Raw genomic sequence first — 17569 nt, 5'->3', positions numbered from 1 at the left:
TTTCTCAACTTGCTTTGCTTTATGCTATATGGTCTATATTACGAACAATAAGACCTGATAGATGAAGAAGTACTTGCCTATTCTGAGCTTACCAGTAATGATTGTTTGCTGTACCCTGTCTGCCCATGCACAGGAGCCTCCACTCAAGCTCTGGTATAAACAACCCGCTACAAAATGGACAGAAGCGCTGCCTATTGGCAATGGACGCCTTGGCGGTATGATCTATGGCCACCCATTGATTGAACACATACAGTTTAATGAAGCTACTTTATGGACGGGCGGACCGCACGATTACCAGCGCAATGGCGCTGTGAAATACCTGCAACCCATCCGTCAACTGTTGCAGGAAGGTAAACAGGCCGAAGCGGAAGCGCTGGCCGAAAAGGAATTCATGGGCGTGAAATACCCGGAGCAGGCAGACTATGATCAGCAGAAAGCAGGCTGGCTCAGCAAGGTAAAGGCGGATGCACGCTATGCGGCCACTGATTATAACGATGGCAACTGGCGGGAAATGCGGGTGCCCAACAACAACGGATGGGAAAGCCTGGGATCGGATCTTGATGGATTGGATGGCGCTGTATGGCTGCGAACATCTTTTGAAGTACCGGAAGCATGGGTTGGTAAGAACATCTATATTGACCTTGGTCGTGTGCGGGATATGGATGTTACTTATGTTAATGGTCAGCTTATTGGTACTACTGATGGTCTCAATGAAAACAGGCATTACCTGGTTCCTGCGGCTGTACTAAAGAAAGGAAGGAATGTAATGGCTGTGCAGGCGCTGAACTTTTTTGATAAGGGGGGCTTTGCCGGCGCCCGGGGCGGACAAAAAGCCCTGGTGATGTATCCCGAAGGCGGTACTCCCGAAAACGGTCAGCCTATTCCCACTACCTGGAAGTATCGGGTACAGGATGATAACCCACCCTCCTTTCCCCGTTACCAGGCCGATTACCAGCCCTTTGGGGATCTGTGGTTGTACAAGAGCGGTTGGGCTGGTGCTATAGTCACTGATTACCGCCGTGAGCTGGACATTGCCAATGCCATTTCTACTGTATCCTATCAACAGCGGGGCATTCGTTTCACCCACGAGTATTTTTCAAGTGCCCCACAACAGGCGATGGTGATACACCTCACTGCCAGCAAACCGGGCAGTATTGACCTGGAAGCGTTGCTGAACACACCACATAAGCTGTCATCTACCAGGAAGGTAGATGATCGTACGCTGGCTATTTCCCTGCAGGTAAAGAATGGGGTATTAAAAGGCGTCAGTTACCTGCATGTTGCTTCCGTTAAAGGAAGCGTACTGGTAACCGATAGTTCCATTGTATTGAAAGGTGCTGATGAAGCTACTTTTTACCTGGTGGCTGGCACCAGCTTTACAAGTTATAACGATGCCGGCGGTAATCCGGAAGCGGTTTGCCAACAGGCATTGCAACAAATAAAGGGTAAAACGTATGCCGCTATTAAGGCTGCACATATCAATGATTATAAAAGGTATTTCAACACTTTCTCGGTCAACTTTGGCTCCACGGCCAATGCTGCCTTGCCTACTGACAAGCGCATAGATCAGTTCAGTGCGGTAAAAGATCCGGGATTGCTGACGCTTTATATGCAGTATGGCCGTTACCTGCTGATCTCGTCTTCCCGTCCGGGTGCACAACCTGCCAACCTGCAGGGCATCTGGAACAACCTGCTTACGCCTCCCTGGGGCAGTAAATACACCAGCAATATCAACATCCAAATGAATTACTGGCCGGCAGAACTATTGAACCTGAGTGTCTGTGCCGATCCATTATTCCAGCTCATCAAAGAAACTGCTGCAGCAGGGGAGCTTACAGCCAAAGAACATTATGGCGCCCCCGGCTGGGTATTGCACCACAATACCGATCTGTGGCGGGGTACGGCGCCTATCAATGCTTCGAATCATGGTATCTGGGTTACCGGCGGCGCCTGGTTATGCCTGCACCTGTGGGAGCATTACCTGTTTACACAGGATAAAGCATTCCTGCGGCAGGCTTACCCTATTATGAGATCGGCGGCTGATTTCTTTGTACAGTTCCTGGTGAAAGATCCCAGGACAGGCTGGCTCATCAGCACGCCGTCCAACTCACCGGAGCAGGGCGGATTGGTTGCCGGCCCTACAATGGACCACCAGATCATCCGGGAGTTGTTTAAGATTACCGGCAAAGCAGCACAGCTCTTACAGACTGATGCCCACTTACAATCTGTATGGAATGAAAAATACCGGCAGCTAGCGCCTAACCAGGTGGGTAAGCACGGTCAGTTGCAGGAATGGCTCACAGATAAAGATGATACCGCCAATAAACACCGTCACGTATCACACCTGTGGGGCGTGTACCCGGGTACGGATATTACCTGGGACAGTACAGCCGGTATGATGAAGGCTGCCCGTCAGTCGTTATTGTACCGGGGTGATGGAGGTACGGGGTGGAGCCTTGCCTGGAAAGTAAATCTCTGGGCGCGTTTCAAAGATGGCGATCATACTTTGCGGATGGCAGAGCGCCTGTTGGCTCCTGCTGATAACAGTGTAGGAGAGGGTGGTGGCGTATACCGCAACCTGTTTGATGCGCATCCTCCTTTCCAGATAGATGGTAATTTTGGAGGCGCATCAGGCATGGCTGAGATGCTGGTGCAAAGTCATGCGGGTTATATTGAGTTGTTGCCGGCATTGCCATCTGCATTGCCCGATGGTACAGTAAAAGGCCTGTGTGCCAGGGGCGGGTTTGAGATCAACATGCAATGGAAGGCCGGCGCTTTGCAGCAGGCCAGTATTTTATCCAAAGCAGGTGGTGTTTGTGTATTGAAATACAAGGGGAAAACCATTAAGTTGAATACACAGCAACGGAAGCGGTATATAGTAGCTGGCGGCCAGTTTGGAATATAAAATCATGCTGGCTGTTGCCGGGGAATTGACGAAACTACCTATCTTCGGAAGCATGGATATTCCCCACAACAAACTCTCCCATTTCTTTCAAAGTTCCCATTACTTCTCTGTCGACCAGGTCAGGGAGATTGTACTGCTATTTGCTGAAAAGGAGATTGCCAAAGGCCATCTGTTGTTAAAAGAAGGACAGGTATCCAACGAGTATTTCTTCCTTGAAGAAGGTTTTATGCGGGCATTTGTGTATGATGTAGATGGTAAAGATGTAACCACTGCTTTCTCTTCTGCCGGACAGGTGGTATTTGAAGTGTCGTCTTTCTTTAACCGCATTCCCTCGAAAGAGAACATCCAGGCCCTGGCTCCCTGCAAGGGGTGGTATATTACCTATGAACAGTTGAATCATTTGTTTCATGCCTATTCTGAATTTCGTGAGTTTGGAAGGTCCATACTGGTGAAGATATTGACAGACCTCAAAAACAGGGCGCTCTCCATGATCACTGAAACAGCCGAGCAACGGTATGAACATTTATTGAAGGGTAATCCTGATATCTTTCAAAACGTGCCATTAAAGCATATCGCTTCCTTTCTGGGTATCACGGATACTTCACTGAGCCGCATCAGGAAGGAATATGCTAAAAAATAAGCCCACCTTCTCTTTCTTGCCATTTGGCAAGATATAATAGCGCTTTCTGTTTTTCCTTTGTGTTGTCAACAAGCAATCAGCAAGTCATGGAAAAGTTACCTCTTTACATACCAGTGGTATTCATTGCCACTACTATACTCGCTTTATACTTACTGTACAAAAGCACCGGCCGGTCGCGCATCACTATTGTTGTTGCTTTATTGTGGCTGATATTACAGGCGTTTACCGGAATGTCTGGTTTTTATACGGATACCAACACTATGCCTCCGCGTTTTATACTGGCGCTTGGGCCTCCGTTGCTCATTATTATCCTGTTATTCATTGCCCGCCGGGGCAGGACATTCCTGGATAACTGGAATTTGAAATGGCTCACGTGGTTGCATGTGGTGCGCATCCCGGTGGAATTAGTGTTGTATTGGTTGTTTGTGTATAAACAGGTCCCACGGCTAATGACTTTTGAAGGAATCAACTATGATATTCTTTCCGGTATCACTGCTCCCGTAATCGTATTGCTTTGCTTTCATGCACAGAAGTTAAGAAAAATACTGTTGCTGATCTGGAACATCATCTGTCTTGGGTTGTTGTTGAACATCGTCATTCATGCTATACTCTCTGCGCCCTTGCCTTTTCAGCAACTGGCCTTCGACCAGCCCAATGTAGCCGTCCTGTATTTCCCTTACGTATGGCTGCCTGCCTTTATAGTACCGGCGGTATTGCTGGCCCATCTTGTAGCCATCCGGCAATTGTTGGCAAGCTGGCAGTAAAATACTTTCTATAAACAGCTAAAGGTTGCCTGCTGAAAGTGCAGCGGTGGCACCACTTACGGTTTACAGCAAGCCGGTTGTCCCGGAAGTCCAGATTGATTTTATATGACTTCCCTTGGTTTTGTTACTTTCGCACTTGATGAACATATATACCACTACAGGGACCGTTATTATTACCTGCCATAAACGCACGATGCCTTACCTGGAGCAGGAAGTAAAAGAACTTGGTTATGCTATAGATGAAACTTTTGTAACGGGGGTGCGATTAAAAGCTACCGTTAATGAGTGTATCAGGTTAAACCTCAACCTGCGTTGCGCCAGCCAGGTGCTCTACAGCCTCAGGTCTTTCAAGGCGGTGAATGCCGATGATGTATATAATAACCTGATCACTTATCCCTGGGAAGATATATTGCCTGAGCCCGGTTATTTTTCCATTACCAGCAATGTGAATAATGAGAGCATCAATAATAATATGTATGCAAACCTGCGGGTAAAAGATGCCATTATCGACAGGGTAAGGGATAAGAGAGGCACACGTCCTTCTACCGGTTCGGCCTTAACAGGTGCTGTGATCCATTTGTTCTGGAAAAATGAAGATGCTGAAGTGTTCGTTGATACTTCAGGTGATTCGCTGGCCCGCCACGGATACCGCAAGATACCTGGCCAGGCGCCCATGCTGGAATCACTGGCCGCAGCTACTATTTATGCCACCCGCTGGGACAGGGTAAGCCCGTTTGTGAACCCGATGTGTGGTTCCGGCACAGTAGCTATTGAAGCAGCCATGATCGCCACCAACCGAAGGCCCGGCCTGTTCAGGACCAATTATGCTTTTATGCACCTGCAGGGTTACGATGAACAGGTATACCTGCAGGAGGATGCATTGCTGGAGCAGCAAATAGTGGAAGTGCCCGGTCTTCGTATTATCGCCACAGATTATAGTGCCCGGGCCATTGAGAATGCCCGCAAAAATGCCGTTGCCGCCGGCGTGGCCGGCCTGATCGAGTTTACTGTTTGTGATTTTGCAGCTACGGAAATACCGCCCAACGTACCTGGTATTTTTTATGTTAACCCCGAATATGGCGAACGATTGGGAGAAGTAGCCGAACTTGAAAAGACATACAGCCGCATAGGTGATTTTATGAAACAAAAATGCGGAGGTTATTTTGGCTATGTATTTACCGGTAATCTTGAACTGGCGAAAAAGATTGGCCTCAAAGCAACACGGCGGATAGAGTTTTATACGAGCATTATTGATTGCCGCCTGCTGGAATATGAGCTGTACAGCGGGAAACGTTCCTGAACCATGTGTTTTTTTACATTTCATTCATACATCTTTTTTGTCCCGCAGCACGCTTATTAGTACCTTCCCGCCTCCTAAACTTATTGCTGTGCGAAAATTTATCTCCCGGCCCCTCGTTATTATTTTATTGCTATGTATTAATCTTTCAGTATCTGCCCAACTAACGCCACCACCTGTTCGCTGTGGCGCCACAGAACACCTGGAAGCGCTCCTGAAACAGGACCCTTCCCTCAAGGCAAGGATGCAGGCCGACGAAGAACGGCTGCACCAGCAAACCCTCCAAAAGATACAGGAACGTACCAACAATCCAGGCACCCGACTTAATGCCATTGTTACGATACCGGTGGTGGTTCATATCCTGCTGCCCAATCCCGGTGTAGTAACAGATGCAGATGTGATCTGGCAGATCAATAAGCTCAATGAAGATTTTGGCGGCACCAATGCCGATAAGATGAATGCAGGCGTTTTTGCCGCCTCGTTCGGACAATCACAAATACGTTTCTGCCTGGCGCAACAGGACCCTGCCGGTAATCCTTCCAACGGCATTGATCGTGTTGTTTCCGGTATTACCTGGAACAGGAATACCTCTAATACCCTCAAAAATCCCGCTACCTGCGGCGCCAGTTCCTGGGACCCGGGCCGTTATTTTAATATCTGGGTGGCGACGTCAACCGATGGCACACTTGGCATCGCTACTTTTCCCAATACCGACCTGCTTGAGAATCAGGGTATCTGTCTTACGCTGGCCGGGTTCGGCAACAATCCTGCTTATGTGAGCCCTTCTTTTAATAAAGGGCGTACGGCGGTCCATGAAGCGGGCCACTTCTTTTATGCCCGCCACATCTGGGGTGATGGTGCAGGCTGTCAGTCCGATTTCCCTGCTGTAGCGGGATTGCCTTCGTTTGCAGATGATACCCCTGCACAAAGTGGTCCAACTTCGGGATGTCCTTCCGGTGTTGTAGCGGCGAATTGTGCGGGTTCGAATATGCCACCCGGCAAAATGTACCAGAATTATATGGACTATACGGATGATGCCTGCTATTGCATGTTCACCCTCAACCAGGTGGCCAGGATGGAAGCAGCGCTCACCTTATTCAGGTCCAGCCTGATGACCTCCAATGCGTGCACACCTCCGGCTGCGGTGTTGAATGACGCCGCTTTGCAGGCTATTGCATCGCCTGCAGCCGGTACCTGCGGCAATACTGCTACGAATAGTTTTTGCTCACCGGTATTTACTCCTAAGGTCACGATCAAAAATTATGGAACTGCCAACCTTACCAGTCTTGCTATCAAAGCACAGATTGATAATGGTGCTGCAGTCACTTATAACTGGACTGGCAACCTGGCGTCGCTGGGCACTGCTACGTTTGATATTACAACGCTTACATCGGCCATGGGCAGCCATAGCCTGAAGGTATATGTGGCAACACCCAATGGAGCTACTGATGGCAGAAATGGTAATGATACTTTAACTACTACTTATACGATACAGACCCCTTTAGCCGGGCCTGTTGAGCAAGGCTTTGAATTGGCCACTTTCCCGCCGGCAGGATGGCGTCTTGTCAATCCAAATACCGGCAGCATCACCTGGGAAAGAGTTACAGGAGTTGCTAAATCCGGTGTTGCATCGGCCCGCATGCGGTTCTATGATTATGACGGCAGCACGCTGCACCAGGATTTTCTGCTGTCTCCCTCCATCAATATCCAGGAGGCGGATTCCATTATCCTGTCTTTTGAACGCGCCTATAGAGCGTACAGCACCAGCGCTGCTGAAGCCGATACACTGGCTGTTGTTATTTCCTTCGATTGTGGCGTCACTTTTTCAGAGGTGTGGAAACGTGGCGGTGTTAATCTTGCTACTGTACCCGGAACGCTCAGTTCCGCTTATGCACCAGCCGCTGCCGACTGGATAAACACCCGGGTTAACCTGAAACCATTTGTTGGCAATGCCACCAGTGTGATCGTTGGGTTCAAAACAGTTAACAGGTACGGAAATAACCTTTATATAGATGATGTACAACTGAATGTATATGCTATTACACGGGATGCAACAGTCAGCAGCATTACAGAGCCTTCCAGGGTCATGTGCTTACGCGACTTTACACCTGTTGTGAAAATAGCTTCACAGGGCAAGGATACCCTGCGTAATGTGAAAGTACTGTTCCGGGTAGACAACGGACCGTTGGATTCTGTTATGTGGACAGGCGCACTGGGCAAAACCCAGGAGGCAGCGGTACCCTTAAAGCTTGTATCGCTCACCACATCGGGCAGTCACCTGCTTACAGTGTATACGAGGCAGCCTAATGGACAGGACGATCATGTGGTTAGCAATGACACCAGCCGGGTTCAGTTTACAGTAACCGATCTGCAGACTGCGCCGCTCAAAGAAGGTTTTGAGTTGGCCACCTTCCCGCCGGCTAACTGGGCCGTGAATAGTTCCGGCAAGGCCTATACCTGGGAACCAACCAATCGTGGCGCCAGTGAACAAACAGGCGCTGCCTGGATCAGGAATTATCGCTTTAGCGCTAATGGAAAGGCTGATGATCTGTATATGCCCCCGCTACAGGTGGGAGAATTCGACTCCCTGGTTATCCGCTTTGATCTGTCGCACGCCTTATCACGCCCGGCCGGCAGTACGGTAACTCCGATAGATACCCTTGAAGTATTGCTCACGATGGATTGTGGAAAAACTTTCCAGTCTGTCTATAAGAAATGGGGGGCTGCACTGCAAACCACTGGCGCTCCCGGTCAGCCAATCACTTACCCGGCAGGGGACACCCTGGGGCATGTACCCACTATGCCGGCGCAATGGAGAACAGAGTATGTTGATATCAGCAAGCTGGTCCCTGTTCGTGGCCGGTTCCAGGTAGTATTCAGGAGTATTGGTAAGAACGGCAATAATATATGGCTTGATAAAGTTGACATTGCCACGGTGACGTTGCCTGCCTTGCTCAAGAAGAAAGGCTATATGGTAGGGCCTAACCCGTTCGAAGAAGGGTTTAGTATCCGGCACCTGGAATTACCGGTAAAGCTGCAAAGTGTACAGGTTACTGATATGCTTGGTAAAGTGGTGTATAAGCGTACCTTTAATGGCAATGCCCCGGCCCAGATACCTGTAGTTATCGGTGGCGGCAGTGGTGTTTACTTTGTGCGAATGAAGTATACGGATAAGACGATCACGGAGCGACTGTTAAAGGTTCGTTAGATACCTTTCAATACTTCCGCTACCCAACCCAGGAATTCCGGTGCCTGTACCTGTGAAAAGGCATGGGGATGGCGTTTGCCATCCGGCAGATAGCCTTTACCGAGGTTGGTAACCAGTTCTGCTTTCCCGTTACCCAGCTTACGCAGGGTGGCTATGCAGGCTGATGTGTCGGCCAGGTTGGTCCATTCCACGCCTATATTCCGTTCATTTACAAACCAGATTACATCCGGGTCGCAGTACAGGTGAACGGGAATGTCTTTCAGGAAGCGTGCATTGCCACCATTGGCTGCATCTCGGTAAAAAGAGGATGCTGCTTCATAGGCGGCAGGAAATTGTTCGGGCGGACCGCCATAGATCGAATTGAATCTAGTGGTCACATACAAGGCTTCGCCACCGGCTCCTGCTGCCAACACACGCTGGTAACCGTTATAAAGCCGTTTCATATCCAACGGCGGGTCCACACCAAACACGGCCGCCGGCTTAATGGCTTTTGAGCCGGGCATCATGGCTTTTTCCGTATAGATCATCGCCTGGTGCCCGCCGATGGAATGTCCCCCGATAATAAATTTACCGGCCGGTGTCTTATACTTTGCCGAAGCATCTTTAACCAATTGTTCCAACCTTGTTTGCAGTACATTGGCCGAATCAAAGAAAACCCTGTTTGATAAATACGTGATAACTACTGTATAGCCTGCTGCCTGGGCTTTCACCGGCAGGTCGGTCTCCTTCATCATATCATCCGCTTCGGTAGAAGCGCCCGGAATAAAAACAAGCAGGCCTTTCGACACGCCACCGGCCGGAAGCAGGGCCAGGTGATAGCCGTCAACCCTTCCGTTGGTTCTGTAAAGAACAGTATCATATTGTTGTGCCGGGCAAATAACAGTGAGTAACATACAGGTTAATGTAAAAAATAGCGTTCGCATAGTGAAAGGTGTTGATTACGGTAAGAAGCTAATATACGAAAATGTTCGTTTATAGTCGGCAAGGATGGCATATTTTTATTGCTGTCTGAATCCCTCTCGTCTGCACAAATAGCCCGCATGTCGATTTCCCGGCCGGATTAATATATTTTAAGACTTCTCCCCGCCTGGCATCCTTTAATTTCATCGTCTTAGATCCCATCAGCTTATTCACTAAAAAGTAAGAGGTTAAGGCAAACATCTACATTTAATCATTCAGTTTTCCAAAACACGGGCTGACTGTGCCCTGCGCGCGCGGGTAAATAAATTGCAATCATTGATTTCATCATGAACCGACCCTCTATGCATAAAGACGAAGTATTTAAAGAAGTGTATTCAAAGCCTGCTGATTTTACGTTCAGCAGCAAAGTAGCGGGTGTCTTTGACGACATGGTCAACAGGTCCGTCCCTTTTTATGAAGAGATGCAGCGCATGGTGGCCGAACTGGCTGCCGACCATTGTATACCGCATACAAAGGTATATGACCTGGGCTGCTCCACAGGAACTACTCTTATATATATGGACCAGGCGGTCCCGGACGATATCAGCTTTATTGGCATAGATGATTCTGCAGATATGCTCAGCAAATGCCGGCAAAAACTGGAAGCGCTTCCCTGCTCACATCCCTATGCTTTGCAGGAAGAAGACCTTAACCGGGCTGTTATTATCCAGGATGCTTCTGTGGTAGTGCTCTGCCTTACCCTGCAATTCGTGCGTCCTATTAACCGTGAACGCCTGCTGAGGGAGATCTGTGAGGGACTGGTGCCCGGGGGCGTGGTGATTATTGTAGAAAAGATACTGGCCGAAAACAGCGCCTTCAACCGGGACTTTATCAAGTATTATTATGACATGAAACGCAGGCACCTGTACAGTGAGATGGAGATTGCCCAAAAGCGGGAGGCACTTGAAAATGTATTGATCCCATATAAGCTGAGTGAGAATATCACCCTGCTGCAAAAGACTGGATTTGATCATTGTGAGGTATTCTTTAAATGGTATAATTTTTCAGGGATCATTGCAAAAAAATACTAAATGGTCAGGATCGGTAATTTCTTTTTTAAGCACAGGAATGGATTGTTTATAGTACTCTACCTGCTATTGTTCGTTCCTTCTGCCCCTTTATTCAGTGAGCAATATTTCGGGGCCGGTTATTATTACTGGCCGCTCATCACCGGACTGTTGGTTACTGTGATGGGGCAGGTTATACGCGGCGCCACGATCGGATTGGCTTATATTATCCGGGGCGGTAAGGATGGTAAGGTGTATGCAGAAGACCTTGTTACGACTGGTATTTTTCATCATTGCCGTAATCCCTTGTATGTGGGCAATATGCTGATGCTGCTGGGTGTAGGTATTCTCTCTAATTCACTCCTGTATGTGGTGGTGGTTATGCCGCTGTTCATACTCATTTACCAGTCTATTGTACTGGCGGAAGAAAACTTCCTGCGCGGGAAATTCGGGCAGGCCTTCGTAAGTTATTGCAGCCGGGTAAACCGGTGGCTGCCTATGCTCAAGAGACTGGGTACAACTTTTAGCTCGATGCAATTTAACTGGAAGCGCTGGCTGCTTAAAGAGTATAATACCCAATATATCTGGCTTTCCGGTATCGTACTGATCTTACTGTTCAGGTATCCGCAGTTAACCGGTTATGATAGCCACTTCAGGAATATTTTAGGGGCCGTTTTGTTGCCACTCCTGCTGGTATGGTATCTTTTTGTCCGATATTTGAAGAAATCGGGCAAACTGAAAGAATAATGATTATCGTCATACAGTGCATAGACAGGGTAGGGCTGGTGGCTGCCATCTCCGGTGTGCTGGCGCAGCAGCAGCTTAATATTGTTTCTTTGCGGGAGCATGTGGACAAGACAGAGAACCGCTTTTTCCTGCGGGTGCAGGTAGAGCAGGAAGCTGATGCTGCAGGGATCGCAAAATCCCTGCAGGCGGTTTTGCCGCCTGATGCAGCCATCGTAGTAGACCCATTGCCGCAAAAGAAGATCGTGGTGATGGTGACCAAAGAGTATCATTGCCTGGGGGATATGCTGATCCGTCATTATTTTAAAACGCTGGGCGCCCATATACAGGCTGTTATCGGTAATTATGATACCCTGCAGGATATCTGCGGCCGCTTTGATGTACCCTTTCACCATGTACCGCATCATGAGGCTCTCAAAGCCGTATTTGAAGAACAGATAAAGGACTGCATAGCACAGTACGCGCCGGATTATATTGTGCTGGCCAAGTTCATGCGCATTTTATCGCCTGCTTTTGTAGCGGCCTTCCCCGGCCGCATCATCAATATCCATCATTCATTTCTGCCTGCCTTTGCCGGCGCCAATCCTTACCGGCAGGCATTTGAGCGCGGCGTGAAGCTGATTGGCGCTACTGCCCATTTTGTAACGAATGACCTTGATGAAGGCCCCATTATTGCCCAGCAGATTATACCGGTGACCCACTCCCTCACAGCCTCTGATATGATGCGGGCCGGTAAAGAAATAGAAACTGCTGTACTGGCCAAAGCGCTACGGCTTGTATTTGATGACCGGGTGTTTGTGTATAATAATAAAACAGTTGTCTTCGAGTAATAGAAAAGATATACCTTCGCGCCATCGTTCTTTACTTTAATGGTCGTTTCCAGGTTAATGTCGCCTATCGTTATCGGCGGTATTATTAAAAAGGAACCATGTGTAAATCATGGGCTGTTGCGCAACTGTAAGGGTTGAAGGTCGCACGTTTCACGTTCGCCATCACTCCCAAGCCAGATACTTGCCAGGAAACCGGACGAATGCTTTCGCAGTTTAAAGCAGAAGTCAGGAGCAGCCCCATGCCTCATAAGGCTGTACCTCTCTTATTCTTAAATTCCGGAAGCATACTCTTAAACGTAAAGGCATTATTCACTTAATGTTTAACCTAAAAGTTTTTGCGTATGCTGACAAACAACCTGGGCTACCCGCGTATGGGCAGCCACCGCCAACTCAAAAAGGCCTGTGAACAGTACTGGACAGGCGCCATCTCCCGGCAGGAGCTATTCCTGGCCGCCAAAAGGATCCAGGAAGATAACTGGACGCTGCAGGCCGCAGCCGGCATTGATCTGATTCCCTGTAATGATTTTAGTTTTTATGACCAGGTGCTGGACATGTCATTGCTCCTGGGCGTTATCCCCACCCGTTATGCACCGGTGGTAACCGATGTGAAGGACAACACAGAGATTGATCTCTATTTTGCCATGGCCAGGGGCTACCAGCGTCATGGCCTTGATATTACGGCCATGGAGATGACAAAATGGTTTGATACGAATTACCATTATATCGTACCTGAGTTTACACATGACCAGTCGTTTAAGCTGTTCTCCAACCGGCTCTTCAGTGAGTTCAGCGGGGCAAAGTATGTGACCGGCAAAACGCCCAAGCCTGTTTTGATAGGTCCTGTTTCCTATTTGCTGTTGGGCAAAGAAAAAGGAAGCGTGCCTTTTGACAGGATAGACCTGATCAAAAAGCTGGTGCCGGTGTATGTTGAGATACTGAATAAGCTGAAAGATGATTACCGGGCCGACTGGATACAACTGGATGAACCTTTCCTGGCCATGGACCTCACGGAAAAGCAACAGCAGGCCTATAAGTATGCCTATGCAGAGATTAAGAAGCATTGCCCGCATGTGAAGACCCTGCTTACCACTTATTTTGAAGGCCTGCAGGAAAATACTGAACTGGCCGTTAGCCTGCCGGTTTGCGCTTTGCATGTAGACCTGGTGCGGGCGCCGCGGCAACTGGATGACATTTTAAGCAGCATACCGCCCAAACTGTCGCTTTCACTGGGTGTTGTTGATGGCAGGAATATCTGGAAGAATGATTACAGCCAATCGCTGTCCCTGATCCGGAAAGCGATTGACAGGCTGGGGGCGGAGCGCGTGATGATCGCACCTTCCTGCTCCTTACTGCATACGCCTTTTGACCTTGACCTGGAAACTGGTCTTAATCCTGTGATCAGGAACTGGATGGCTTTCGCCAAACAGAAGCTGCAGGAGGTAAGAGAACTGGCCGCTATTGTAAATGGCAATACTTCTTTGCTGGTCGCCAACCAGCAGGCGCAGGAAAGCCGCAGCACCTCAGCGCTTATCCATAAGCCGGCAGTAAAAGAACGGGTAGCAACCATTACAGCCAAAGACGGTGAACGCAATAGCCCTTTTGCTATACGCCAACAGGTACAGCGCCAACTGTTCCAGCTTCCTTTGTTTCCTACTACTACGATCGGATCATTTCCGCAAACGGATGATATCCGGCAATTGCGCGCCCGCTTAAAAAAGGGGGAGCTTACCCAGGCTGAATATGATACCGCTATTGAGCAGGCTACCCTGGAAGCCATCCGCTGGCAGGAAGAGACGGGGCTGGACGTATTGGTGCATGGCGAGTTTGAGCGCAATGATATGGTAGAATATTTTGGGGAACAGCTTGACGGATTTGTGTTTACGAAAAACGGATGGGTACAAAGCTATGGCAGCCGCTGCGTGAAGCCGCCTATCATTGTGGGCGATGTAAGCAGGCCTGCGGATATGACGGTGCGCTGGAGCAGTTTTGCACAAGCGCAAACGACCCGCTTTATGAAAGGCATGCTCACCGGGCCGGTAACGATCCTGCAATGGTCGTTTGTAAGAAATGACCAGCCGCGTTCTGTGACCACCAACCAGATTGCCCTGGCTATCCGGGATGAAGTGGTGGCGCTGGAAAAAGCAGGTATTAGTATTATACAGGTAGATGAGCCTGCCATCCGGGAAGGATTGCCCCTGCGGAAAAAGGACTGGGGAGCCTACCTGCAATGGGCGGTACGGGCATTCCGTATATCAGTCAGCGGTGTAAAAGATGAAACGCAGATCCATACGCATATGTGCTACAGTGAGTTTAATGATATTATAGAGCATATTGCTGCGATGGATGCCGACGTGATCACGATAGAAACTTCGCGTTCGCAAATGGAGCTGCTGGAAGCGTTTGCACATTTTAAGTATCCCAATGAGATAGGGCCGGGGGTGTATGATATTCATTCGCCCCGCGTGCCATCGGTAGCAGAGATGGTATCACTCCTGGAGAAAGCGGCCACGTTATTGCCGGCGCGCAATGTATGGGTGAATCCCGATTGCGGGCTGAAGACCCGCAAGTGGCCGGAAACAAAAACAGCGCTGGAAAATATGGTGAAGGCCGCCGCTATAGCGAGGGCGGAAGTTGAGAAAAAGATTGTTGCCTGATGAAGTTTGTGAGTGGTCAGTAGTGCTCACCACTGACCCTCACCTTAGAATTTATGTACCAGTCCTACACCTACTGCGCCATCCTGGTAAGTAGGCATAATGACGGTATTGAGCTTCTTGTTTTTGGATAAACCGCGTTGGAGCATGGGGTATAGCCAGTAAGCCAGTTTGGTGGAGGCTATACCCACACCAGCGCCGGCCACCACATCGCTGAACCAGTGCTTGTTGTTGTACATGCGCAGGTAACCTGTAGTGGCGGCCATGGCATAACCTGCCACGCCATACCAGGGACTCACATCCTTGTATTCCTGCCGCATAAATTCTGCCGCTACAAAAGCATTGGCAGTATGACCGGAAGGAAAAGAGTAGTAATCTGAACCATCGGGGCGCTTCTCGCCACTGAATTTTTTAATGGAGAATACGGCGCTGTTGGAAATGAGCATGGACATACCATACAGGATGGTACGGTCCTTAAAGTTATGTTTGCCTTTAATACCCGCGGCATTCAAACCATATACGGCCAGTGCCGGTGCATATTGCAGGTAGTTGTCTATAGAAACCTTGTTATGCGGGTGTTCAATCGCCAGCTCTTCTTTAATGCTGCGGTTAACGTCCTTTAAACCATGACTGGCCAGCGATGTAACGCCGTATGAGATCATGGCGGCAGGGATAATGAGTGACCTAAGGGGAAATGCCCGTTGTGGCACAGGTATACTCCAGTTTACTTCCCTGGGTATGGTATCTGTAGCCGGGATGACACGGCCCGAAGTGTCCGTGTATTGTGCAGTAGCTGGATTGATGGCGGAAATTGTTATAATGACCACCACCATGATTTTTAACCGGTAATGCATGAATGTAAACAGGGGGCTTTTATTGCAAACTAAACGTAAAATCTAAAGAAAAATTGAGTCCCGGTAACCGCCGGAGGCAGTTCGGACGCTGAAAATGGTATTAATTCGTTATGTATGAGGGGCAATAAATCAAGGTGTTGTTGGGGCAATTTGTCGTGTAGCGCTATGATGCTCAGCCTGTTGTTGAGTGGAGACGAAGCCCTTCCAGGTGTGTAGATGGCATCCGGATGGTACCCAGTTAAAAAAATCTTAATGTTGTCCGGGAGCTATCCGGCCGGTACCCGGCGGCGCCTCCACTTATGCACGTCCGGTAGTTAACGGGGACCAGTTACCCTTACTGTTCCGCATTTTTTTATTACTTTTATCGCGATACCTCTTTCGTTAAGGTTGAAGAGTAAAAATAAACGGGTTTTTTACTGGTTCGGTCAGCGACGAAATGAGTTGGAAGCAAGGCTTTTGTTGTGACAACGCTCCAAACCTGCACTACCCGTTCTTTTGAACGATCATAATGCTGGTTATGGCTGGTTGGTAGCATCGCCTGAAAGCGCTGTCAACTCTTTTTTACCGGTAACTGTAATCACCTGTTTCATGAAATCAGCCGAGGATGCAATGATATACCTGTTCCAGCAAGGCGATGAAAATGCCTTTGCTACGATCTACCACTTGCAATACCCTGTTATTTATTATTATGCCAGGCATTTTGTGCCGGACGCCCAGGATGCCCGGGATATTACCACCGAAACATTTGTGAAACTCTGGAAGTTACGGGCCAACTTCGACAATATTCATAAGATCAGCACCTTCCTGCATATTACAACCCGCAATGCCTGTATAGATGTATTGCGCCATAAGAAATGGAAAGCAGGTAAGCACCAGCAGTTGATACAGTTACTGATGGAGGATGAAGCGATGATCGCCCGCAATAACTCGCCCATGGCTGCTGCTACCCGGTTTGTACATGGACTGGCAGAAGGGGAGTTACTGAGCCGCATATACGCTGTCATAGAAAAGTTGCCCCCACAGCGTAAAGCCATTTTTAAGATGTCCTTTCTCGAAGGCATGAAGAATGGAGAGATTGCTGCTCATTTAGATATCAGTGTACAGACGGTGCAAAACCAGAAGACAATTGCGCTTAAGTTCCTGCGTATGATCTTTTGCCGGTCCCAGGGGCTTCCGGTGGTGCGCAGAACTCCGTTGGCTCATGGCATTCCTGTGGAGAGAAGAAGACGATCAGCAGGAGTCCTTACGGAAGAAAGCGGCGGGCAGGTTGCTTAACTACTATGGTCAGCCATTTTGCAAGCTACTGTTGTGTACCTGGTACGTATCATTTCCTGTATGATTTTTAGCACCCCGACGGTATATTGGTTTACCCTGTTCGTTATTATATACGACACCCTCCGCCTGTGTAAAATGCAGTTTACCGGCAGGGTGACTTTGCGCTTATTTTTTTGTATGTCCCGGCCTTCCCCGTTTAGGCCGGGTTTTTTTATTCCCGTTTGTTGGTTATGGATATAAAGGAAGGCATATATGAGCCTGGGTAATGTGTGCCCGCATGTAAGGGTTTCCCTTTAGATGCTGTTAAACATTTGTGATTAAACCGGTAAAAAACAATAAAATACCGTAGGAATACTTTTTTATAAGTACGCATATAAAGTTAGATTTGGAAACTCTCCTTTAATAACGGTAATGGTCCTTAGACGAAGCAAAGC

At 48.6% G+C, this 17569-nt stretch carries 12 protein-coding genes and 1 riboswitch; of the genes, 10 read left to right on the top strand and 2 right to left on the bottom strand.

Going from position 1 to position 17569, the window contains the following annotated elements; translation table 11 throughout:
- The first annotated feature begins 61 nt into the window (after nt 1–61).
- The 5 genes from HB364_RS29365 to HB364_RS29345 all read left to right on the top strand — a co-directional run bounded on the left by HB364_RS29365 (nt 62) and on the right by HB364_RS29345 (nt 8814).
- Nucleotides 62–2905 carry a glycoside hydrolase family 95 protein gene (locus tag HB364_RS29365; protein WP_167292006.1) on the top strand — a complete coding sequence of 948 codons (2844 nt, stop codon included), beginning with the start codon at nt 62–64 and terminating at the stop codon, nt 2903–2905.
- Nucleotides 2906–2909: 4 nt separating this feature from the next.
- Nucleotides 2910–3545, top strand: a complete 636-nt coding sequence (locus HB364_RS29360; protein ID WP_208420140.1) for a Crp/Fnr family transcriptional regulator — start codon at nt 2910–2912, stop codon at nt 3543–3545.
- Nucleotides 3546–3631: 86 nt separating this feature from the next.
- Nucleotides 3632–4309 (top strand): hypothetical protein, encoded by a 678-nt coding sequence (locus HB364_RS29355; protein ID WP_167292005.1) that lies wholly within the window; start codon nt 3632–3634, stop codon nt 4307–4309.
- Nucleotides 4310–4448: 139 nt separating this feature from the next.
- Nucleotides 4449–5609: a THUMP domain-containing class I SAM-dependent RNA methyltransferase gene (locus HB364_RS29350; RefSeq protein ID WP_167292200.1), complete on the top strand. Its 1161-nt coding sequence runs from the start codon at nt 4449–4451 to the stop codon at nt 5607–5609.
- An 88-nt stretch (nt 5610–5697) separates the two neighbouring features.
- Complete coding sequence (locus HB364_RS29345; protein ID WP_167292004.1) at nt 5698–8814, top strand: T9SS-dependent choice-of-anchor J family protein; 3117 nt, start codon at nt 5698–5700, stop codon at nt 8812–8814.
- Here HB364_RS29345 and HB364_RS29340 read toward each other — a convergent pair.
- A complete protein-coding gene (locus tag HB364_RS29340; protein ID WP_167292003.1) occupies nt 8811–9737 on the bottom strand; it encodes a hypothetical protein in 927 nt (308 codons plus the stop codon). The two genes, HB364_RS29345 and HB364_RS29340, sit on opposite strands and share 4 nt — an antisense overlap.
- 324 nt (nt 9738–10061) lie before the next feature.
- On the opposite strand from HB364_RS29340, the gene cmoA reads away from it, so the two are divergent.
- The 4 genes from cmoA to metE all read left to right on the top strand — a co-directional run bounded on the left by cmoA (nt 10062) and on the right by metE (nt 15009).
- Nucleotides 10062–10805, top strand: a complete 744-nt coding sequence (gene cmoA / locus HB364_RS29335) for a carboxy-S-adenosyl-L-methionine synthase CmoA (RefSeq protein WP_208420139.1) — start codon at nt 10062–10064, stop codon at nt 10803–10805.
- Nucleotides 10806–11528, top strand: coding sequence for a methyltransferase family protein (locus tag HB364_RS29330; protein ID WP_167292002.1), 723 nt, complete (start codon nt 10806–10808; stop codon nt 11526–11528). It abuts the gene before it with no gap.
- Nucleotides 11528–12355, top strand: a complete 828-nt coding sequence (purU, locus tag HB364_RS29325) for a formyltetrahydrofolate deformylase (protein WP_167292001.1) — start codon at nt 11528–11530, stop codon at nt 12353–12355. The genes HB364_RS29330 and purU overlap by 1 nt, the downstream gene beginning before the upstream one ends.
- Before the next feature lie 34 nt (nt 12356–12389).
- Nucleotides 12390–12558: riboswitch (cobalamin riboswitch) on the top strand.
- Nucleotides 12559–12696: 138 nt separating this feature from the next.
- Nucleotides 12697–15009 carry a 5-methyltetrahydropteroyltriglutamate--homocysteine S-methyltransferase gene (gene metE / locus HB364_RS29320; protein ID WP_167292000.1) on the top strand — a complete coding sequence of 771 codons (2313 nt, stop codon included), beginning with the start codon at nt 12697–12699 and terminating at the stop codon, nt 15007–15009.
- Between the two features lie 44 nt (nt 15010–15053).
- Here the strand turns inward: metE and HB364_RS29315 are convergent, their stop codons facing one another.
- The gene (locus tag HB364_RS29315) at nt 15054–15860 is read right to left on the bottom strand and encodes a phosphatase PAP2 family protein (RefSeq protein ID WP_167291999.1); all 807 of its coding nucleotides are present in this window, start codon (nt 15858–15860) and stop codon (nt 15054–15056) included.
- Nucleotides 15861–16448: 588 nt separating this feature from the next.
- Here HB364_RS29315 and HB364_RS29310 point away from each other — a divergent pair.
- Entirely contained in the window at nt 16449–17135 is a 687-nt protein-coding gene (locus tag HB364_RS29310; RefSeq protein WP_167291998.1) for an RNA polymerase sigma-70 factor, read from the top strand.
- Nucleotides 17136–17569: the final 434 nt, after the last annotated feature.

Origin of the sequence: Paraflavitalea devenefica (assembly GCF_011759375.1) — a bacterium.
Classification (GTDB): domain Bacteria; phylum Bacteroidota; class Bacteroidia; order Chitinophagales; family Chitinophagaceae; genus Paraflavitalea; species Paraflavitalea devenefica.
Note: the sequence above shows the minus strand (reverse complement) of the source record. Positions and strands in the feature narration are given on the sequence as shown.